The following is a 17,016-nucleotide window of genomic DNA, read 5'->3' on the forward strand; positions in this document are numbered from 1 at the left end:
GCACCCACGCCAGCTAAGGACGGACCAGTCATGACCATCACCGATCTCTCCGTGCGGCGGACGTGGCGCAGCCTGCCGGCGGCGCAGCAGCCCGAGTGGCCGGACCCGGTGGCCCTGCGCAACGTGCTCGACGAGCTCCGGTCGTACCCGCCACTGGTGTTCGCCAGCGAATGCGACCAGTTACGCGAGCGCATGGCAGCGGTGGCCCGCGGCGAGGCCTTCCTGCTCCAGGGCGGCGACTGCGCGGAGACCTTCGGCGGCGTCTCGGTCGAGCAGATCCGCAACAAGTTCAAGACCCTGCTCCAGATGTCGCTGGTGCTGACGTACGCGGCGTCCATGCCGGTGGTCAAGGTGGGGCGGATGGCCGGCCAGTACGCCAAGCCGCGCTCCAAGCCCACCGAGACCATCGACGGCGTGACGCTGCCCAGCTACCGGGGCGACTCCGTGAACGGGTTCGAGTTCACCCCGCACGCGCGGACCCCGGACCCCGAGCGCCTCAAGCGGGCGTACCACACCTCGTCGGCGACCCTGAACGTGATCCGCGCGCTCATCTCCAGCGGGTACGCCGACCTGCGGCAGCTCCAGACCTGGAACCAGGACCACGTCGAGCTGTCGCCGTCCGGCCGCCGCTACGAGCGGCTGGCCCGGGACATCGACAAGGCGCTCCAGTTCAGCCGCGGCTTCGGCATCGACAGCGAGGCGGCCCGCTCGGTCGAGTTCTTCACCAGCCACGAGGCGCTGCTGCTGGACTACGAGGACGCGCTCACCCGCCCTGACGTGATCACCGGCGAGCTCTACGACCTGTCCGCGCACATGGTGTGGATCGGCGAGCGCACCCGCCAGCTCGACGGGGCGCACGTCGAGTTCTTCGCCAAGCTGCGCAACCCGATCGGCGTCAAGCTCGGCCCCACCTGCACCGCCGACGAGGCGCTGGCGCTGATCGACCGGCTCGACCCGGACCGCGAGCCCGGCCGGCTCACGTTCACCACCCGGATGGGCGCGGGCAAGGTCCGCGACCTGCTGCCCACCCTGGTGGAGAAGGTGTCCGCGTCCGGCGCGCAGGTGGTGTGGCAGTGCGATCCCATGCACGGCAACACCATCTCCGCGCCCAGCGGCCACAAGACGCGCCTGTTCGACGACGTCGTCGACGAGGTCACCGGCTTCTTCGAGGTGCACCGCGCGCTGGGCACCGTGCCCGGCGGCGTGCACATCGAGGTCACCGGCGAGGACGTCACCGAGTGCGTCGGGGCCGGCACCACCAACGACGACCTGCCGCTGCGGTACGAGACCACGTGCGACCCGCGGCTGAACCGCAGCCAGGCCCTCGACCTGGCGTTCCTCATCGCGGAGCTCTACCACAGGTGACCTCGATCCGGGTGGCCGCGACCAGCTTCGGGCTGGTCGCGGCCACCCCTCTAGGGTTGACCGTCGTGGACGACACCAGGGCCGCCTACGACGCCGTCGCACCTGTCTACGCCGAACTCTTCAGCGACATGCTCGCCACGCTCCCGATGGAACGGGCGCTGCTCGCCGCGTTCGCGGAACTCGTGACCGGACCGGTCGCGGACATCGGCTGCGGTCCCGGCCAGGTGACGGCCCACCTGCACTCACTGGGCCTCACCGCCTTCGGCATCGACCTGTCCCCGTCCATGATCGCGCTGGCCCGGGAGGCGCATCCCGATCTGAGGTTCGAGGAGGGATCGATGACCGCCCTGGACCTCGCCGACGGAGTTCTCGGCGGCATTCTGGCCTTCTACTCCGTCATCCACCTGCCACCCCGGCTGCTGCCGGCCGTGTTCGCCGAGTTCCGGCGGGTGCTGGCGCCGGGCGGCCACCTGCTGCTCGGGTTCTTCGCCGGCGACGACCCGCTGCCGCAGGAGTTCGACCACAAGGTCACCCTCGCCTACCGATGGTCGCCCGACACCCTCGCGGACCTGTTGCGCCGGGCCGGTTTCGCCGAGGTGGCCCGGATGGTGCGAGCCCCGCACGAGGGCGAGCGGTTCCAGCAGGCCTGCCTGCTGGTCAGCTGACGACCACCTGGTCGTGGAACCAGTCGACCAGGGCACGGAGATTGGCGGCGCAGCTTTCCTCGTCCGTGCCGGTCATCGTGACCCGGCCGGCCCGGATATTGGAGGCGGACTTCGAGTCCGGCACCCTGTCGCCGGGCTTGAGGATCGCCTCGCCGACAACGACATCGGGCCGCCGGCAGAGGTCCTCGGTGGACGGCACGGATCGGGCGAGGCCAGCCGGCGCGAGCAGGTGCACCCAGCCGAACGGCCGCGGGTCCACGTGCACAGTGTCGGCGGGGAGCCCGGAGGGCTGGGCCAGCACCGATCGCGCCCACTCGTCGTACAGGTCGACGCCGAACTTGGCGCGGATCGAGTCCAGCACCATGCCGCCGCCGATGCGCCCGGCGCACTCGCTGAACACCAGCCGCTCGGCCTGCTCGAACGCCTCGGCGTGGAAGACGCCGTCGCGGTGGCCGATGGCCCGCAGCGAGCCGGTCATCAACTCATGGGCCTCGCGGTAGACGTCCCCGTACCGCACCGGATCGAGGATCACGGAGCCGACCAGTCCGCCGAGCCGGATGTCGATGACGTTGTCCAGGTAGCGGGACACGCTGAGGAACAGCACCACGCCGTCGCGCACCACGCCGTCCAGGTGCAGCTCGCCGCCGGTCATGAACTCCTCGACCAGCCACGGCCCCGGCACAGTGTCCAGTTTCTGACGGACCCACGCGCGGTCGGACTCGTCGTGAACCGGGTACGTGAACTGGGTGCAGGAGCCGGCGGTCGGCTTGACCACGAACGGCAGCGGCACCTCGGCCAGGCCGTCGGCGTCGGGCACGACCCGGCAGCCCGCGACCGGCACGCCGGCCTCGCGGACGGCCGCCTTCTGCACGAACTTGTCCCGCAGCGCCAACGCCGAACCCACCGACATGCCGGGGCGGTCCGCCACGGTGGCGAGGATCGCGGCCGGCACGATACACGGCTCGTGCTCGGAGCAGATGACGTCGAAGCCCTGCGGTTGCAGGCCTTCCCGCGCCAGGCCGGCGAGCACATCGTCCACTTTGGTCGGATCGCCGACCGGGACGACCGTGCCGGTGAACCCTTGCCGCGCCGCCTCGGCGACGTCAGCGCCGCTCATGGCGAAGGTGACCTCGCAGCCGTAGCGGTCCAGGACGGCCGCGACGTCCTGCCACCAGCCCAGCACCAGCACCCGGTGCCCAGAGGACGATCTGACGGTGGACAGTCGCGCCGGCGGGGCTTCCGACTCGGCGGAGACCATGGGCAGGTTCCCTTCAGGCGGCGGCGATCGCGTCGATGGTGAGCAGCAGCGGCTCGTCCCACATGTCCGCGACCAGCACGACGATCGCGCAGCGGTGGTCGCCGAGGAACTCGCTGCGGATGCGCTTGTTGATCTCGCGGTAGCGGCGGCTGGACAGGTACACGGTGACCTTGACCAGGTTCTCGATGCCCAGCTTGTTGGCCTCCAGCACGGACACCAGGTTCTGCCAGGCCACCCGGCACTGGCCGGCGAAGTCCTCGGGGATGTCGCCGTCCGGCGTCTCCGGGATCTGCCCACTGACGAACAGCAGCGACTCGGCGGACTTGACGAGCAGGGAATCGGTGAAGTTCCCGGTGTGCGTCATGCCCGGCAGGTCGACGGGGACGATTTCCATGCGGCGGACCGTAGCAACAAGTTGCCGCCGGTCGGCAGTGCCGGCCGGCCGCCGTCCCGCCGGCAGGACGGCCACCGGCGAGCGCTTCCCCGCGCCGCCGACCCCCGCCTAGCATTCGACCCCGAACCCCCTGTCCCCACGTCGAATGCTGGAGAAGCCGTGTCAGAGCACGCGTTCGCCGGGCTCCGCGTAGCCGACCCGCCCCCGCCATGGCATTCCACTGTGGACACGGTCGCGGCCGAGCGCGGCGTCGACCTCGCCGACCACCTGGCCCGCTGCTCGGCCGAGCTGCACCTCGTGCACCACGAGCTCGACGAGTACCTCCAGTACTGCCGGCGGGAACACCTGCTGGTGGCCGACGAACTGCTGTCCGACCTCGCGCACGCCGCCCTGGTCGCCGCGACCCGCGTGGACACCCAGGCCTGCCGCCTGGCGCACGCTCCCGGCCCGGACTGCCTCGCGCTGGCGGAATCCGTGCTGCGCTTCGGTTTGGCCACGCTGGCGTACACGCGGGGCGCGATGGAGTGGTGTTCGCCGTCCTACGCGCAGGCTCACGCAGTGCAGTTCTTCGCCATCCGGGCGCAGAACTCGCCCACCGTCAACTACGAGCGGTACGAGCACCACGCGCTGCACCGCGTCGAGTCGCAGCTGCTGGCCATGCTCGACCTCTCCCCCGACACGCACGCCGTGAGCGCCACCTCCTCCGGCGTCGCGGCGTACAGCCTGATCGAGTCTTTCCTCCTCCGGAAACGCCTGCGCCCCGGCGACATCGTGCTCACCGCGCCGTACCTGTACTTCGAGGCCGGCGAACAGCTCGGCACGCTGCCGTTCGTGCGGGTCAAGCAGTCGGACGACTACGACGTGGCCACCCTGCTGGCCGACGCCGAACGCCTCCAGCCGCGCTGTGTGTTCGTGGACCCGATCGCCAACACGGCTGCGCAGCGCATGGTCGACATTCCCGCGCTGCTAGCGGGATTGCGCGCGGTTGTGCGCGAGCGGACGACCGTCGTGATCGACGGCACCATGGTGTCGGCCGGGTTGCCGCCGGAGCTGCTGACCAGCGACGACCGCGTGGAAGTCCTGTACTACGAAAGCTGTTCCAAGTACGCCCAGCTGGGCCTGGATTCCGGCATGGCGGGCCTGGTGGCGTACCCGGTCGGGCTGCGCGACGCCTTCGCCCGGCAGCGCCGCAACACCGGCACGATCCTCTACCGGCACGGCACGGAGCTGTTCCCCCGATACCACCCGGCCAGCTACCGACGGCGAATGGCCCGCATCGCGGCCAATGCCCTGCGGATGGCCATGCTGCTGCACGCCGACCCCCGCGTGCGCGTAGCCGGCCGGGTGCACCACCCCTGCCTGCCGGGCCACCCGGACGCGACGGCGGCCGCAGGCCTGCGGCACACCGGCGGCTGCGTGACCTTCACGTGCCACGATCCGGCCCGCAACACGCGCGCCTCGTGGGACGAGCTGTTCCACCGGATTCTGACCCGTGCCGCGGCGGAAGGCGTGCACCTGACCAAGGGCCCCAGCTTCGGCTACGGCGCACCGCGGGTGTCCGCCGCCGACGCCTTCGACGGCGAGCCGCCGTTCCTCCGGCTCTACGTCGGGGATCGGGGCGAGCAGGTCGCCGCGCTGGCCGACATCATCGGCGCCGCGCTGGCGGAATCCTTTGAGTAAGGAGCGATACCTGATGTCCGACACCGCACGTGGCCTGCCGCCACTGCTGGCCTATGCGGTTCTGGCCGGCGCCGTCGACGTGTACGCGGGCGACTACGTGCAGGCGCTGTCCCCCGTCACCGTGGCGGCGATCTCTTTCACCATTGCCACCCTCGGCGTCGGCGCGCTCACCGCGGCCCGGCACGGCATAGGCGAAGTGTTCCGTCTGATGTGGACGAACGCGTGGGACGTGCTGGCGCTGAACGTGCTGACCGCGATCACGTGGCTGTCGCTGCTGTACTCCCTGAAGTACCTCGAACCGGCCGTGGCCAACGAGATCGCCTTTGCCCTCGGGCCGGCTTTGACCGCGCTGGCCGAACCGTTGCTGCGCCGGGGAAGCCGGACACTGCGCAGCGAACTCCTTGTCGCCCTGGGCATCCTGGGCCTGATCGGCATGCTGCTCTGGAGCTCGACCGCCGGCCTCAGCGGCCTCCAGCACACCGATCCCGGCCAGGCGCTGCTCGGCTTCGCGCTGGCCGTCGTGTGCGGGCTCGGCTGCGTCGGCAGCGTGATCTACGCCAAGCGGCTCAGCGACGCCGGCGCGAGCGCCGCCGCCACGGTGACCGTCCGCTACGTGCTGTTGGCGGCGTTGTGCTGGGCGCTGGTCGGCGGCACCGGCACGGGCGCCACCGTCGGCCCGGCGCTGCTGCCGAGCGCGGTGATCGCCATCATCGGCGTCGCTCTGCCGGCATGGCTCGGCCAGGTCGGCATCCGTTACGTGGAGCCGATAACCGTGGCGCTGCTGGACACCTTGTCGCCGGTGTTCGCGTTCCTGCTGCAACTGCCCGACAGCCGGCTGCACCCGTCCGCGCTGACGCTGATCGGGATCGTCGGTGTGACCGTGTTGGTGTGCCTCGGACTGCTGGCCCGGTGGCGGCACGAGCGCCGTCCCGTCCCGGTGCCGCCGCCGGCGGATCTTCTCCTGGAAAGGCTGTGACATGGACAACGTCATCGTCGTCGACTACAGCGGCCGCGGCCACGCCATCGCCGACCTGTTCGTGCGCACCGATCCCGGCGTCACCGTGCACTACCTGCCCGGCTGCGAGGCGATCAAGCAGGACCGCATCGTCAGCCAGCCGCAGCTGGCCTTCGACGACCCGGCGCCGATGGTCCAGTACGCCAGGGACGTCAGTGCCGACCTCGTGCTCGTCGGCCACCCGCGCGCGCTGGCCGCCGGCTACTCCGACCGCTTCCTGGAGGCCGGTTTCCCGGTGATCAGCCCGACCGAGCGCGCCGCGATGCTGGAGACCAGCAAGGACTACACCAAGCGGCTGTGCGCCAAGTACGGCATCAAGACCGCCGCCCACCGCACGTTCGACGACGCCGACGAGGCCATCGACCACATCCGCGAGGTCGGCGCGCCCATCGTGATCAAGGGCGACACGTCGTGCCAGGGCAACGGGGTCTTCGTCTGCCACACCGTGCGGGACGCGGTCGCCGCCGTGGAGCGGCTCATGGTGAGCCGGGACTTCGGATCCGGCGGCGACCGCGTCGTCATCGAGGAATTCCTGGACGGCAAGGAGTTGCTGTACTTCGCGCTCGTCGGCGGCGACAACTACCTGCTGCTGCCCAGCGCCGTCGACTACCCGCGGTCCGAGGACGGCAACCAGGGCCCGATGTGCGGCGGCATGGGCGCGTTCTCCCCCGCCCCGTACGAGACCTACACCGACGTCAAGCGGTTCGAACGGCAGATGATGCGGCCGCTGATGACCGCCATCGCCGGCGAGGGCCTCGACTACTTCGGCTTCATCTACCTGGACTGCATGCTGGTCGGGGACCAGCTGTACCTCATCGAGATCAACGCCCGGATGGGCGACCCCGAGGCCGAGGTGGTGCTGCCGCGCATCACCAGCGACTTCGGCGCCACCTGCACCGCCCTGCTCGACGGCCGGGTGCAGCCGCTGACCATCAGCGACGAGCACTTCGTCGACGTCGCCGCCACCCAGGGCCCGACCCCCGGCTACCAGGGCTGGCCGTACGGCACCGTCGGCCGCGGCTACCCCATCACCGGCCTCGACACCCTCACGCCCGAGACCTGCCGCGTCTTCTACGGCGCCGCCCGAACCCTGGCCGACGGCACCCTCGCCACCGACGGCGGCAAATGCCTGCACTTCACCGGCCGCGGCGCCACCCGCGCCGAGGCGCGGGCCAACGCCTACCGCGGCATCGCCGGCGTGCACTTCGCCGGCATCCGGTACCGCACCGACATCGCCGAGGCAATGCCCTGGGACTGACCTTTCGTGCACACCCTCCGTGACAGACCGGTGACGGACTGCCCCCAAAATCGTGGCATGCCGAGATATTCGGCAGCTATCGGTCAAGGATTGGGGGAAGGCATGAAACGGGCGATTCGCGTGGTCGTCGCCGCGCTGGCGCTGCTGCTGGTCGGCGGCGCCGTCGCGGAGGCGGCGCCGGCGACGCCGCAGGCGGTGCGGCACTTCGCCAACGTGCGGTTCCAGAAGTGCCTGGACGCCGACACCAACGGCGGCGGCAACGGCACGAGGGTCCAGCTCTGGGACTGCGGTCCCTGGAACCAGCAGGACTGGGACGTGCGGCCGGACGGCTCGCTGTACAACATGCGGTTCCAGAAGTGCCTGGATGCTGACACCAACGGCGGCGGCAACGGCACGGCGGTCCAGCTGTGGGACTGCGGACCGTGGAACCAGCAGTGGTGGGTGCTCCGCAGCGACGGATCCATCTACAACCAGCGGTTCCAGAAGTGCCTCGACGCCGACACCAACGGCGGCGGCAACGGCACGAGGGTCCAGCTCTGGGACTGCGGTCCCTGGAACCAGCAGTGGTGGCAGTAGCCGTCAGGGCTTAGGGGCGTAGCCGAGCAGCGCCTTCATCATCGACACGTCCACACCGGCGCCGCGCAGGGCAGCGATGATCTGCGCGGCGCGCCGGGTCTCCTGCTCGTCGGCCCGCCGGTACTTCGACCCGCTGAGCTGGAACTGGACGGCCGGAATGTCGTTACGGCGCAAGCGCACGTTGGTGTCGTCGTACCAGGCCCAGCAGTCGGCGCGGTTGGCGGCGGCGTCGACCGCGCCGATCCAGACGTACCGGACCCGCTGCGGATCGTCGTCCACCCACAACGTGTTCGGCGTGGCCGCGTTGGGCGGCGCGGCCGGGGCCGGCGGCTCGGCGGCCGCGGCGCGCCGGGACATGCGCTGCGACCGCTGCGGCTCGGGCGCCTGTTCGCGGCGCGGCATCCGCAGCGACGGCGTGCGCATCGCGCCGCTGGCCATCTCCGGCGGCGGGGCCGGCTGCCCGCCGACCAGATAGGTGTCGAGGTCGGCGGCGGTGCGCAGCAGCGTGTCGTAGTCGACCTGCGAGCCGGCGGCCTGGATCCGCATGACGACCGCGCGGGCGAGGTCCACCGACGGGTGCAGCCGGGCCGCGCGGTCGAGGCTGTCGACGTCGTTGGCGGCGACGTCCAGCGCCTCGGCCAGGCGGCGGAACTCGTCGGCCGCGCGGAGCACCGCCAGTTGCAGTGCTCGCCGGTACGAGTCCAGGTCGGCCCGGTTGTCGGCGGTCATTTGTGCACGAACTCCTTCCCACGCCTGGCCCCATTCCATCACAGGCCGGCGCGGGGTCAGTTCGTGACGAGCCGCCGGATGACCGTGATGGGGCCGATGGCGTCGATGGGGCTGATCTTGATCGGCTCGCCGAAGGTCGCCGCCTGCACGGCCTGGTTGTGGTCCACGGCCATCGCGACGTGCTGGACCGGCTGGTAGAAGTAGATGAGGTCGCCGGCCTTCACATCGGCCCGCGAGACCTGCTGGCCGACCAGCGCCTGGTCCGCGGCGACCCGCGGCAGCTCCACCCCGGCGGCGCGGTACGCCTGCTGCACCAGCCCCGAGCAGTCGTACGCGATCGGCCCGTTGCCGCCCCATTCGTACGGCTTGCCCAGCTGCGCGATGGCGAACCTCAGCGCCGCGCCGACCGTGCCCGGCGGCAGCATCACGTTCGGCGCGGTGGCGCCGCTCTGCATCAGGGAGACCTCGTCCGGCGGCAGCGCGTTCAGGGCCGCCCGCACCGCCGTCACCCGTTGGTCCAGGTCGGCTCGCTGCGCGCCGACCTTGTTCTCGATCGCCGTTGCCGCCGCGGCCGCCTTGGACGCTGCCGCCTGCTCCTTCTCGGCCGCCTCTCGCGCCTGGGACGTCTGGGCCAGCGTCTGCGCCGTGGCCGCCTTCACGGCGTCATCGGCGTCGTGCGCGAATCCGGCGACGATCGACGCCGTGTTGATGTCGTCGGCACTGGCGCTGGTCAGCAGTGCGGAGACGCTGTTGGCGGGTGCGATCGCCTTGAGCAGGTCGGCTCGCTGCTTGCGGTCGGCCACCAACTGGTCGGCCTGCCGCACCGCCTGCTGCCACTTCGCGTCCGCCGCCCTGAAGGCCGCGTCCGCCGTCGCCGCCTGCTGCCGTAACGACTGGGCCTGCTCCTGCGCCTTGAGCAGCTGCTCGTTGACCTTCTCGGCCTGGTGGCTCAGATCGATGTAGCGGCCGATCAGCCCGGCCACCGTCGTCGGCGCGTTGTCGGCGTACGCGACACCCGCCGGCAACATCACCGCCACCAACACCACAACGCCCAGCGCTCGCATGGTCCCCCCGCCGCCGACAATCCTCCGGGTTCGACCCTAGCGAATTCCGGGGCGCGGGCGGAGGCCCGCGAACACGGACTCCGGGGCACCCCGGGCGGCCCCAATGGGCGGCCCGTGTCGGGCCGGCGGCGTTCCGGGCCGCCGGCCCGACACCCCCTCCCCCAACTGTCGCCGGGACGGGGTCCCGACCGGACAACCCTCGCGCACCCCGTTCAGATCCGGATCAGACGGGGTTCGGACCGCTGGTCAGAGCGGCTTGTCCAGCACCGCCTTGAGGTGGCTGAACGTGTCGATGGAGTACTTCCCGTGGTAGCGGCCCATGCCGCTCTCCCCCACCCCTCCGAACGGCAGATCCGGCGCGGTCAGGTGCACCACTGGCAGACCGAAGCCGACGGCGCCGGACGACGTCTCGTCGAGGATGCGCCGCTTGGACTGGTCCGACTCGGTGAAGGCGTACAGCGCCAGCGGCTTGTCCCGGGCGGTGACGAAGGCGATGGCGGCGTCAAGGTCGGGCACGGCGATCACCGGCAGGATCGGCCCGAAGATCTCCTCGGCCATCACCGGCGCGTCCGGCTGGACGTCAGCAAGCACGGTGGGCGCGATGTACTTGGCGTCCCGGTCGGTCTGGCCGCCGGTCACCACCCGCCCGCCGGCGAGCAGCCCGCTGAGCCGGTCGAAGTGCCGGTGGTTGATGATCCGCCCGTACGCCGGGCTGTCGGCGGGGTCGTCGCCGAACTTGGCGTGCAGCGCCTCGGCCAGCAGCGGTTCGAGCTTCGCGGCGGTGTCGCCGACCGCGAGCACGTAGTCCGGCGCGACGCAGGTCTGGCCGGCGTTGAGGAACTTGCCGTTGACGATGCGCTCCGCGACGACGGCCAGGTCGACGTCCGAGTCGACGATCACAGGGCTCTTCCCGCCGAGTTCGAGCGTCACCGGCGTGAGGTGCTTGGCCGCGGCGGTCATCACGATCCGGCCGACGACCCCGTTGCCGGTGTAGAAGATGTGGTCGAACCGCTGCTCCAGCAACGCGGTGGTCTCGGGGATCGCGCCCTCGACGACGGCGACGCCGTCCGGGTCGAGGTACCGCGGCACGAACCGGGCGATCGCGGCGGCCGTCTCCGGGGCCAGCTCGCTCGGCTTGAGCACGACGCCATTGCCGGCGGCGAGCGCCCCGACCAGCGGCGCGAGCACCAGTTGCAGCGGGTAGTTCCACGGCCCGATGACCAGGACCAGCCCGAGCGGTTCCCGCACGACCGAGCCGCGCCCGGGCAGCAGCTTGTCCGGCAGCGGCGCGTCCTCCGGCGCGATCCAGGACTCCAGGTGCGCCAGGGTGTGGTCGACCTCGTTGCAGACGAAGTCGAGCTCGGTGCGCCGGGCCTCGGCCGCGTTCTTGCGGAGGTCGGCGTGCAGCGCGTCGAGGAACGCGCTTTCCTGCTCCCGCAACATGGTCCGCAGCGCGACGAGCTGCTCGCGCCGCCACGCCGACGGCTTGGTCCGGCCGTCACGGAACGCGGCGCGCAGCCGGTCGACGACGGCGGGGATCTCCGTGATCGGGTCGGTCATTCGCCGAGCCTAACTCACCTGTTCGGCCCACATCGGGCGACGGCCGCCATAGGTTAGCGTGACATATGTGTGGGTGGAGATCGTGATGCTGGCCAACCTCGCCCGACAGCCGGCCCACGGCTACGAACTCCGCCACCGCGTCGAGCAGGACCTGGGGACGGCGCTGTCCAACAACTCCCTGTACCCGACGCTGCGGCGGTTCACCGAGGCCGGCGCGGTGACGCGTTCGGCGCAGCCGCAACGCGGCCGGCCGACCCGGCACGTGTACGAGATCACCCCGGTCGGCGTCGAGATGCTGCACGACATGCTGGCCGAGCTGCCCGACGAGCTGGCGTCCGACGACGCCGAGTTCATGGCCCGGCTGGCCCACTTCGACCGGCTCACCCCGGCCGAGCGGGCCGCGATCCTCGACGCCCGCTGCCGCGCGCTGCTGTGCCGTCGGGGCCGCCTCCAGGAGCTGCTCACCACGGTCGAGCCGGCGAGCTGGGCGCGGATCGTGCTGGACGAGGCACTGGCCCGCTCACACGCCGAGGAAAGGTGGATCGCCACCCTGCGCTCCCGCGCCGCTTTACCACTGGAGGACTGATGACCAGCACCGACTCCCGGCCGCGCCTACCGTTCGGCCGGCCCACCGTGATGGACATAGCGCCGCTGTACGCGGTGCTGCACCGGGAGACCGCGCCCGTCGAGGTGCTCACGCCGGCCGGCGACCCGGCCTGGCTGATCACCCGCTTCGAGCAGGCCCGCCAGCTGTTCGCCGACCCGCGCCTGGGCCGCTCGCACCCCGCGCCGGAGCAGGCGTCCCGGGTCACCGACGCGGCCATCATCAGCGGCCCGACCGGCGAGTTCGAGACCGAGAAGGCCACCCACGACCGGATGCGGGCGCTGCTGGTGCCGGCGTTCTCGGCCGGCCGGATGCGCCGGCTCAGCGGCCACGTCCAGGAGCTGGTCGACGCCCGGATCGACGAGCTGATCGCCACCCACGACGCCGCCCCCGACCAGCCGGTCGACCTGCACGCGCTGCTGTCGTTCCCGCTGCCCGTGCTGGTGATCTGCGAGCTGCTCGGCGTCCCGTACGAGGACCGCGAGTACTTCCACGACGTGTCGACCCGGCTCGGCCGGATGGACATCGGCGACAAGGCGCAGGAGGCGTTGGACGACCTGCAGGCCTACATCCGCCGGCTGGCCGAGGTGAAGCGCGCCGACCCGCAGGCGGACGTGCTCAGCGACCTGGTCAAGGCCCAGGCCGACGACCCCGACTTCGACGACGACGAGTTGGCCCGGCTCGGCGCCGGCCTGCTGTTCGCCGGGCACGAGACCACCATGACCCGCATCGACATGGGCGTGGTGTTCCTGCTGTCCGACCTGGCGCGCCGGGACCGCTTCGCCGCGGACCCCGACGGCCAGGCGCAGGCCACGGTGGAGGAAGTGCTGCGCATGACCTCGTCCGGCGACCTGGGACTGCTCCGCTACGCCCATGAGGACGTCGAGGTCGAGGGCGTGACGATCAAGCGCGGCGACGCCGTGCTGCTGGCCTCCGGCGCGGCCAACCGGGACCCGTCGGTGTTCACCGACCCCGGGGAGTTCGATCCCACCCGCAGCCCCAACATCCACCTCGCGTTCGGGCACGGCATCCACTTCTGCATCGGGGCCGCCCTGGCCCGCACCGAGCTGCGGATCGCCCTGTCGACGCTGTTCCGCCGGGTGCCGGGGCTGCGGCTGGCGGTGGAACCGTCCGAACTGGACATCCGCAAGGGGTCCATCGCCGGCGGCCTGGTGTCGCTGCCGGTGACGTGGTGATCATCGCCGGCGGTCCGTCCACGCCCGCCGGCGACGTGATCCGCTAGTCCCCCACTGCACATGAGTGGCTCACTGGGCGCCGGACGCGGAGTGAGCCACTCACGCGCGCGGATCTCCTCGCACTCCCAGACATCTGGGGGCACATTCCCATGGCGACCGGGAACGCCGCCTGTCGATAATCGGGGCCGCACCCGAGGGGGATTCGCATGACCCGCACCGATCCGTTCACGCTGTTCGAGCCGGCGCTGCTCAAGGCCCAACCGCTCGGGCTGATCCAGGCGCACGCCGAGGACGAGCGGCTGGACGGCCGGACCGTGACGGTCGACGGCCGGCGGCTGGTGAACTTCGGCTCGTGCGGGTACCTGGGGCTGGAGACGCATCCCGCGCTCACCGGGGCCGTCATCGACGCCGTCCGGCGCTACGGCACGCAGTTCTCCTCGACCAGGGCGTACCTGTCCGCCCCCGACTACCGGCAGGCGGAGCGCCTGTTGAGCGAGATGCTCGGGCGGCCGACGGCGATCGCCGCCAACACCAGCATGGCGAACATGTCCGTGATCACGACGCTGATCAAGGACGGGGACGTGATGCTGGTGGACGCGCAGGCGCATCGCAGCGTGCAGGCCGCGGCGACGATCGTCCGCGCGCAGGGCACGCCGACCGAGGTGATCCCGCACGGCAACCTGGAAGTGTTGGAGCGCAAGGTCATCGAGCACGCGGGCCGGCGGGTCTGGTTCCTCGGCGACGGCCTGTACAGCATGTTCGGGGACATCGCGCCGCTGCGCGAACTCGCGGCCCTCGTGGAACGTCACGACCACCTGTGGATGGTCATCGACGACGCGCATTCCGTGTCCTGGACGGGTCGTCACGGTCGCGGCCACGCGCTGGAGCGGATGAGCCCCGCCGCCCTGGCCCGCACGGTCGTCACCGGCTCGCTGAACAAGTCCTTCGGCGCGGCCGGCGGGGTCATGACGTTCCCGACGGAGGCATTGCGGCACGAGGTGCGCACGATCGGCTGGCCGATGATGTTCTCCGGCCCGCTCCAGCCGCCGATGCTGGCCGCCGTCGTCGCCTCCACGCGCCTGCACCTCGACGACGAGATCCGCGACCGCCAGCGCCGGATCGTCGGCAAGATCGAGCTGTTCAACGCCGAGGCCGCCCGGCAGGGCATTCCCCTGGTGGACGCCGGCATCACGCCGATCCGTTACGTGGCGGCGGGGAACACCGACTCGACGATCGACCTCGCCAGCCGGTTGCAGAAGGTCGGCTACTTCACCAACACCGCGATCCACCCGGCGGTGCCGCTCAACCGCGCCGGCATCCGCATCGCGCTGACCCTGCACCAGACCGACGAGGACATCGTGGGACTGGTCGAGGCGCTGGCCGCGAACCTGCCGCTGTCGCTGGCGGACAACGGTTTCTCCTCGGAACGGCTGCTGCGCGCGTTCCACCGGCAGTTCGCCGGGCGGGAGATCACCCTCCGCGAGGTCGGCGCGTGGTGAGGGCTAGGCGCTCGGCTCGTACAGGCCGAGGCCGATCATGCTCGCCGACAGCCCGTTCCAGGTGCGCACGTCCCAGCCGGTGAGGTCGCGCCACCGATCGAGCCGGTACCGCACGGTGTTGGCGTGCACGTGCAGGGCGCGACCGGTCGCCGTCAGCGACAAACCGTTGTCGGCAAAGGACTGCACGGTGCGGGCGAGCTCGGGATGATTGACCGCCGGCTCGCGGCAGGACTGGAGCAGCACCGCCAGCCGGTCGGAGTGCGGGCGCACGGTGGCGAGCAGCCAGCCGGCGCGGAAGTCGACGACACCGCCGCCGTCCGCGGCGCAGGGCAGCACGTCCCGGGCGTCGACGATGCTGGCCGCGGCGCCGGACAATCCCTTGCGCACCAAGCCGATTCCGATCGGTGGCTGCGGATTTCGCGCCCGCATGGCGTGCACGACGGCGTCGGCGGGAACGCGTTGCGCCACGGCGATCATCACCGTGCCGCGATTGGCGCACCGCAGGGTGCCTCGCCGCCGGTTGAGCTGCCGGCGCAGTTCGGTGAGGTCCTCGTCGGACCACAGCTCGGCCGGCGAGCAGAAGGCCTGGAACGCGGCGACGGGGTCGAACGCCAGCGCCTGCGCCAGCTGCGTGACGCTGCCGTGCCCGGACACGCCGGTGACCAGCGCCTCCAGGAACCGGTAGGTGAGACTGAGCTGCGCCGACTCCTCGGCGCGGACGGCCTCGCCGTAGGCGTCGGCGGCGGCGCTACTGGCCTGCTGCACCCACGTCCACACCGTCCCCACCACCCGCACCAACTGCGCCGAGATCTCCGGCCCACGGGCGTCAGCCCGGCTCAGCAGCGCGTCCCACATCTCGCGGTAGCCGACGTGGAACGCGCCGAGCATCGCCTCCAGCGGCAGGCCCTCACGGGCCCGCTGACGGCCGAGCGCACGGGCGTGTTCGATCTCCTCACGCGACGGCGCGCGGTGCGCGATCAGCCCGTCGAGCAATCCTCGGTACTGCCGCGCCACGCCTATTTCGTGCTGCGCCCGATCGATCACCAGGTAATCCGGCTTCTCCTGTCTGATCCGGTCGACGGTCTGCGCGACCAGCAGGGGCAGATCGGCGGCCATCGACTCGCACAGGTCGACGACGAACTGCCAGTCGTCCGTCGCCATCCGGGTCAGCCTTCCTCGTCACCACCGCCGCGTCGCGGTCAGGGTAGACGAGACACGCCGATTCTCCAGGTCCGAACCGGTGCGAACCGGCAACCCGGCCCGTTTTCCGTTCACCTGACGAACACAGCCGGCGTATTCGTCGAGCTGTCTCGGCGTCCGCGGTGAAAGCACAACCGCCCACGGCCGATGTCGGGACACCGTAACCCCGAAAACGTGCCTGATCAGACGGATTCGGCGCTCGGCCGGAATGCCCTTGAGCGCGGCGCCGCCGGCGAACAGCTCGCTGACGACGAGCCGGTGCCCGGCATCGGACAGCGACGCCGCGAGGTGCGGCCGGCGGTGCAGGGTGGCGGCCGGGACCATGACGGGCATCGGCGTGGGCAGGTCCAGCAGCAGATCGGCCTCGTCGTCGGCGCGGATCGAGACGCCGACCTCGCTCGTCAACTCCGACAGCAACGCCAGCTCGTGCAGCCGCAGCCAGTCCAGCGAGGCCAGCACGTCCGCGGGTGGATGGTGCACGAAGACGCACTCCACCGACGGCCGCCGCAGCCGCCGGCAGGAATTGCGCAGCGTGGCGAGCATGCCGGCGATGCTGTAGTCGGGCCGAGGCAGCACGCCGCCGACGTCCGTGCCGACCTTGGTCCAGATCCGAGCGGCGGCCGCGCCGTGGGCGCGGCCGAGGTCGGCTTCGGCGAAACCGCGGGCGTGCACGGGCGAGGTGTCGAACAGGTCCACGCCCAGCAGCCGCGCCGCCCTCATGAGCCGCGAGGCCGCCGCGGCGTCCCGATCGCGCACCACGACACCGTCGAAGTGACCGGACATTCGCCGCGTGCCGAGCGCGATGTGGGGCAATGCCTCTCCGTCCACCTCACCAGAATGGGTCACCGCAGGTGAGTCGGTCATGCAGGGAACCGAGAACTCCAACGGGACCGTTTCGTGGAATCCACAGGTCCCGTTGCGCACCCCACCCGGTTCACTACGGTCCGGTCTGC

At 71.2% G+C, this 17,016-nt stretch carries 16 protein-coding genes; 9 read left to right on the plus strand and 7 right to left on the minus strand.

The genetic code is table 11. From position 1 onward, the window contains the following. The first annotated feature begins 30 nt into the window (after positions 1 to 30). The gene (locus BCF44_RS26115) at positions 31 to 1,365 is read left to right on the plus strand and encodes a class II 3-deoxy-7-phosphoheptulonate synthase (protein WP_116177026.1); all 1,335 of its coding nucleotides are present in this window, start codon (positions 31 to 33) and stop codon (positions 1,363 to 1,365) included. 56 nt (positions 1,366 to 1,421) lie between these two features. Continuing rightward, complete coding sequence (locus tag BCF44_RS26120; protein WP_116177313.1) at positions 1,422 to 2,030, plus strand: class I SAM-dependent DNA methyltransferase; 609 nt, start codon at positions 1,422 to 1,424, stop codon at positions 2,028 to 2,030. Here the strand turns inward: BCF44_RS26120 and BCF44_RS26125 are convergent. Both BCF44_RS26125 and BCF44_RS26130 read right to left on the minus strand, forming a co-directional pair. Continuing rightward, positions 2,023 to 3,288, minus strand: a complete 1,266-nt coding sequence (locus tag BCF44_RS26125) for an ATP-grasp domain-containing protein (protein ID WP_116177027.1) — start codon at positions 3,286 to 3,288, stop codon at positions 2,023 to 2,025. The two genes, BCF44_RS26120 and BCF44_RS26125, sit on opposite strands and share 8 nt — an antisense overlap. Before the next feature lie 13 nt (positions 3,289 to 3,301). Then, positions 3,302 to 3,682, minus strand: coding sequence for a RidA family protein (locus tag BCF44_RS26130; RefSeq protein ID WP_116177028.1), 381 nt, complete (start codon positions 3,680 to 3,682; stop codon positions 3,302 to 3,304). Between the two features lie 159 nt (positions 3,683 to 3,841). Between BCF44_RS26130 and BCF44_RS26135 the strand changes: the two genes are divergently transcribed. The 4 genes from BCF44_RS26135 (at position 3,842) to BCF44_RS26150 (ending at position 8,211) form a co-directional block, all read left to right on the plus strand. After that, complete coding sequence (locus BCF44_RS26135) at positions 3,842 to 5,362, plus strand: PLP-dependent transferase (RefSeq protein WP_147328631.1); 1,521 nt, start codon at positions 3,842 to 3,844, stop codon at positions 5,360 to 5,362. A 13-nt stretch (positions 5,363 to 5,375) separates the two neighbouring features. Then, complete coding sequence (locus tag BCF44_RS26140; RefSeq protein ID WP_116177030.1) at positions 5,376 to 6,338, plus strand: DMT family transporter; 963 nt, start codon at positions 5,376 to 5,378, stop codon at positions 6,336 to 6,338. Between the two features lies 1 nt (position 6,339). Next, on the plus strand, positions 6,340 to 7,635 hold the full coding sequence (gene purD / locus BCF44_RS26145; RefSeq protein ID WP_116177031.1) for a phosphoribosylamine--glycine ligase: 1,296 nt from the start codon (positions 6,340 to 6,342) through the stop codon (positions 7,633 to 7,635). Between the two features lie 102 nt (positions 7,636 to 7,737). Further along, entirely contained in the window at positions 7,738 to 8,211 is a 474-nt protein-coding gene (locus BCF44_RS26150) for an RICIN domain-containing protein (protein WP_116177032.1), read from the plus strand. A gap of 3 nt (positions 8,212 to 8,214) precedes the next feature. Here the strand turns inward: BCF44_RS26150 and BCF44_RS26155 are convergent, their stop codons facing one another. The 3 genes from BCF44_RS26155 to BCF44_RS26165 all read right to left on the minus strand — a co-directional run bounded on the left by BCF44_RS26155 (position 8,215) and on the right by BCF44_RS26165 (position 11,564). Beyond that, positions 8,215 to 8,940, minus strand: a complete 726-nt coding sequence (locus BCF44_RS26155; protein WP_116177033.1) for a hypothetical protein — start codon at positions 8,938 to 8,940, stop codon at positions 8,215 to 8,217. A gap of 56 nt (positions 8,941 to 8,996) precedes the next feature. After that, on the minus strand, positions 8,997 to 10,004 hold the full coding sequence (locus tag BCF44_RS26160) for a C40 family peptidase (RefSeq protein WP_116177034.1): 1,008 nt from the start codon (positions 10,002 to 10,004) through the stop codon (positions 8,997 to 8,999). A gap of 246 nt (positions 10,005 to 10,250) precedes the next feature. Next, a complete protein-coding gene (locus BCF44_RS26165) occupies positions 10,251 to 11,564 on the minus strand; it encodes an aldehyde dehydrogenase family protein (protein ID WP_116177035.1) in 1,314 nt (437 codons plus the stop codon). A 67-nt stretch (positions 11,565 to 11,631) separates the two neighbouring features. Between BCF44_RS26165 and BCF44_RS26170 the strand changes: the two genes are divergently transcribed. The 3 genes from BCF44_RS26170 to BCF44_RS26180 all read left to right on the plus strand — a co-directional run bounded on the left by BCF44_RS26170 (position 11,632) and on the right by BCF44_RS26180 (position 14,863). After that, the gene (locus BCF44_RS26170) at positions 11,632 to 12,150 is read left to right on the plus strand and encodes a PadR family transcriptional regulator (RefSeq protein WP_116177036.1); all 519 of its coding nucleotides are present in this window, start codon (positions 11,632 to 11,634) and stop codon (positions 12,148 to 12,150) included. Beyond that, positions 12,150 to 13,364: a cytochrome P450 gene (locus tag BCF44_RS26175; protein ID WP_116177037.1), complete on the plus strand. Its 1,215-nt coding sequence runs from the start codon at positions 12,150 to 12,152 to the stop codon at positions 13,362 to 13,364. The genes BCF44_RS26170 and BCF44_RS26175 overlap by 1 nt, the downstream gene beginning before the upstream one ends. Positions 13,365 to 13,570: 206 nt before the next feature. Beyond that, positions 13,571 to 14,863, plus strand: coding sequence for an aminotransferase class I/II-fold pyridoxal phosphate-dependent enzyme (locus BCF44_RS26180; RefSeq protein ID WP_116177038.1), 1,293 nt, complete (start codon positions 13,571 to 13,573; stop codon positions 14,861 to 14,863). Positions 14,864 to 14,866: 3 nt separating this feature from the next. On the opposite strand, the gene BCF44_RS26185 is transcribed toward BCF44_RS26180, so the two are convergent. After that, positions 14,867 to 16,024 (minus strand): PucR family transcriptional regulator, encoded by a 1,158-nt coding sequence (locus tag BCF44_RS26185; protein WP_116177039.1) that lies wholly within the window; start codon positions 16,022 to 16,024, stop codon positions 14,867 to 14,869. 18 nt (positions 16,025 to 16,042) lie between these two features. After that, positions 16,043 to 16,891, minus strand: coding sequence for an aldo/keto reductase (locus tag BCF44_RS26190; RefSeq protein WP_170217750.1), 849 nt, complete (start codon positions 16,889 to 16,891; stop codon positions 16,043 to 16,045). Positions 16,892 to 17,016: the final 125 nt, after the last annotated feature.

The sequence above is a fragment of the Kutzneria buriramensis genome, assembly GCF_003387475.1.
Taxonomy (GTDB): domain Bacteria; phylum Actinomycetota; class Actinomycetes; order Mycobacteriales; family Pseudonocardiaceae; genus Kutzneria; species Kutzneria buriramensis.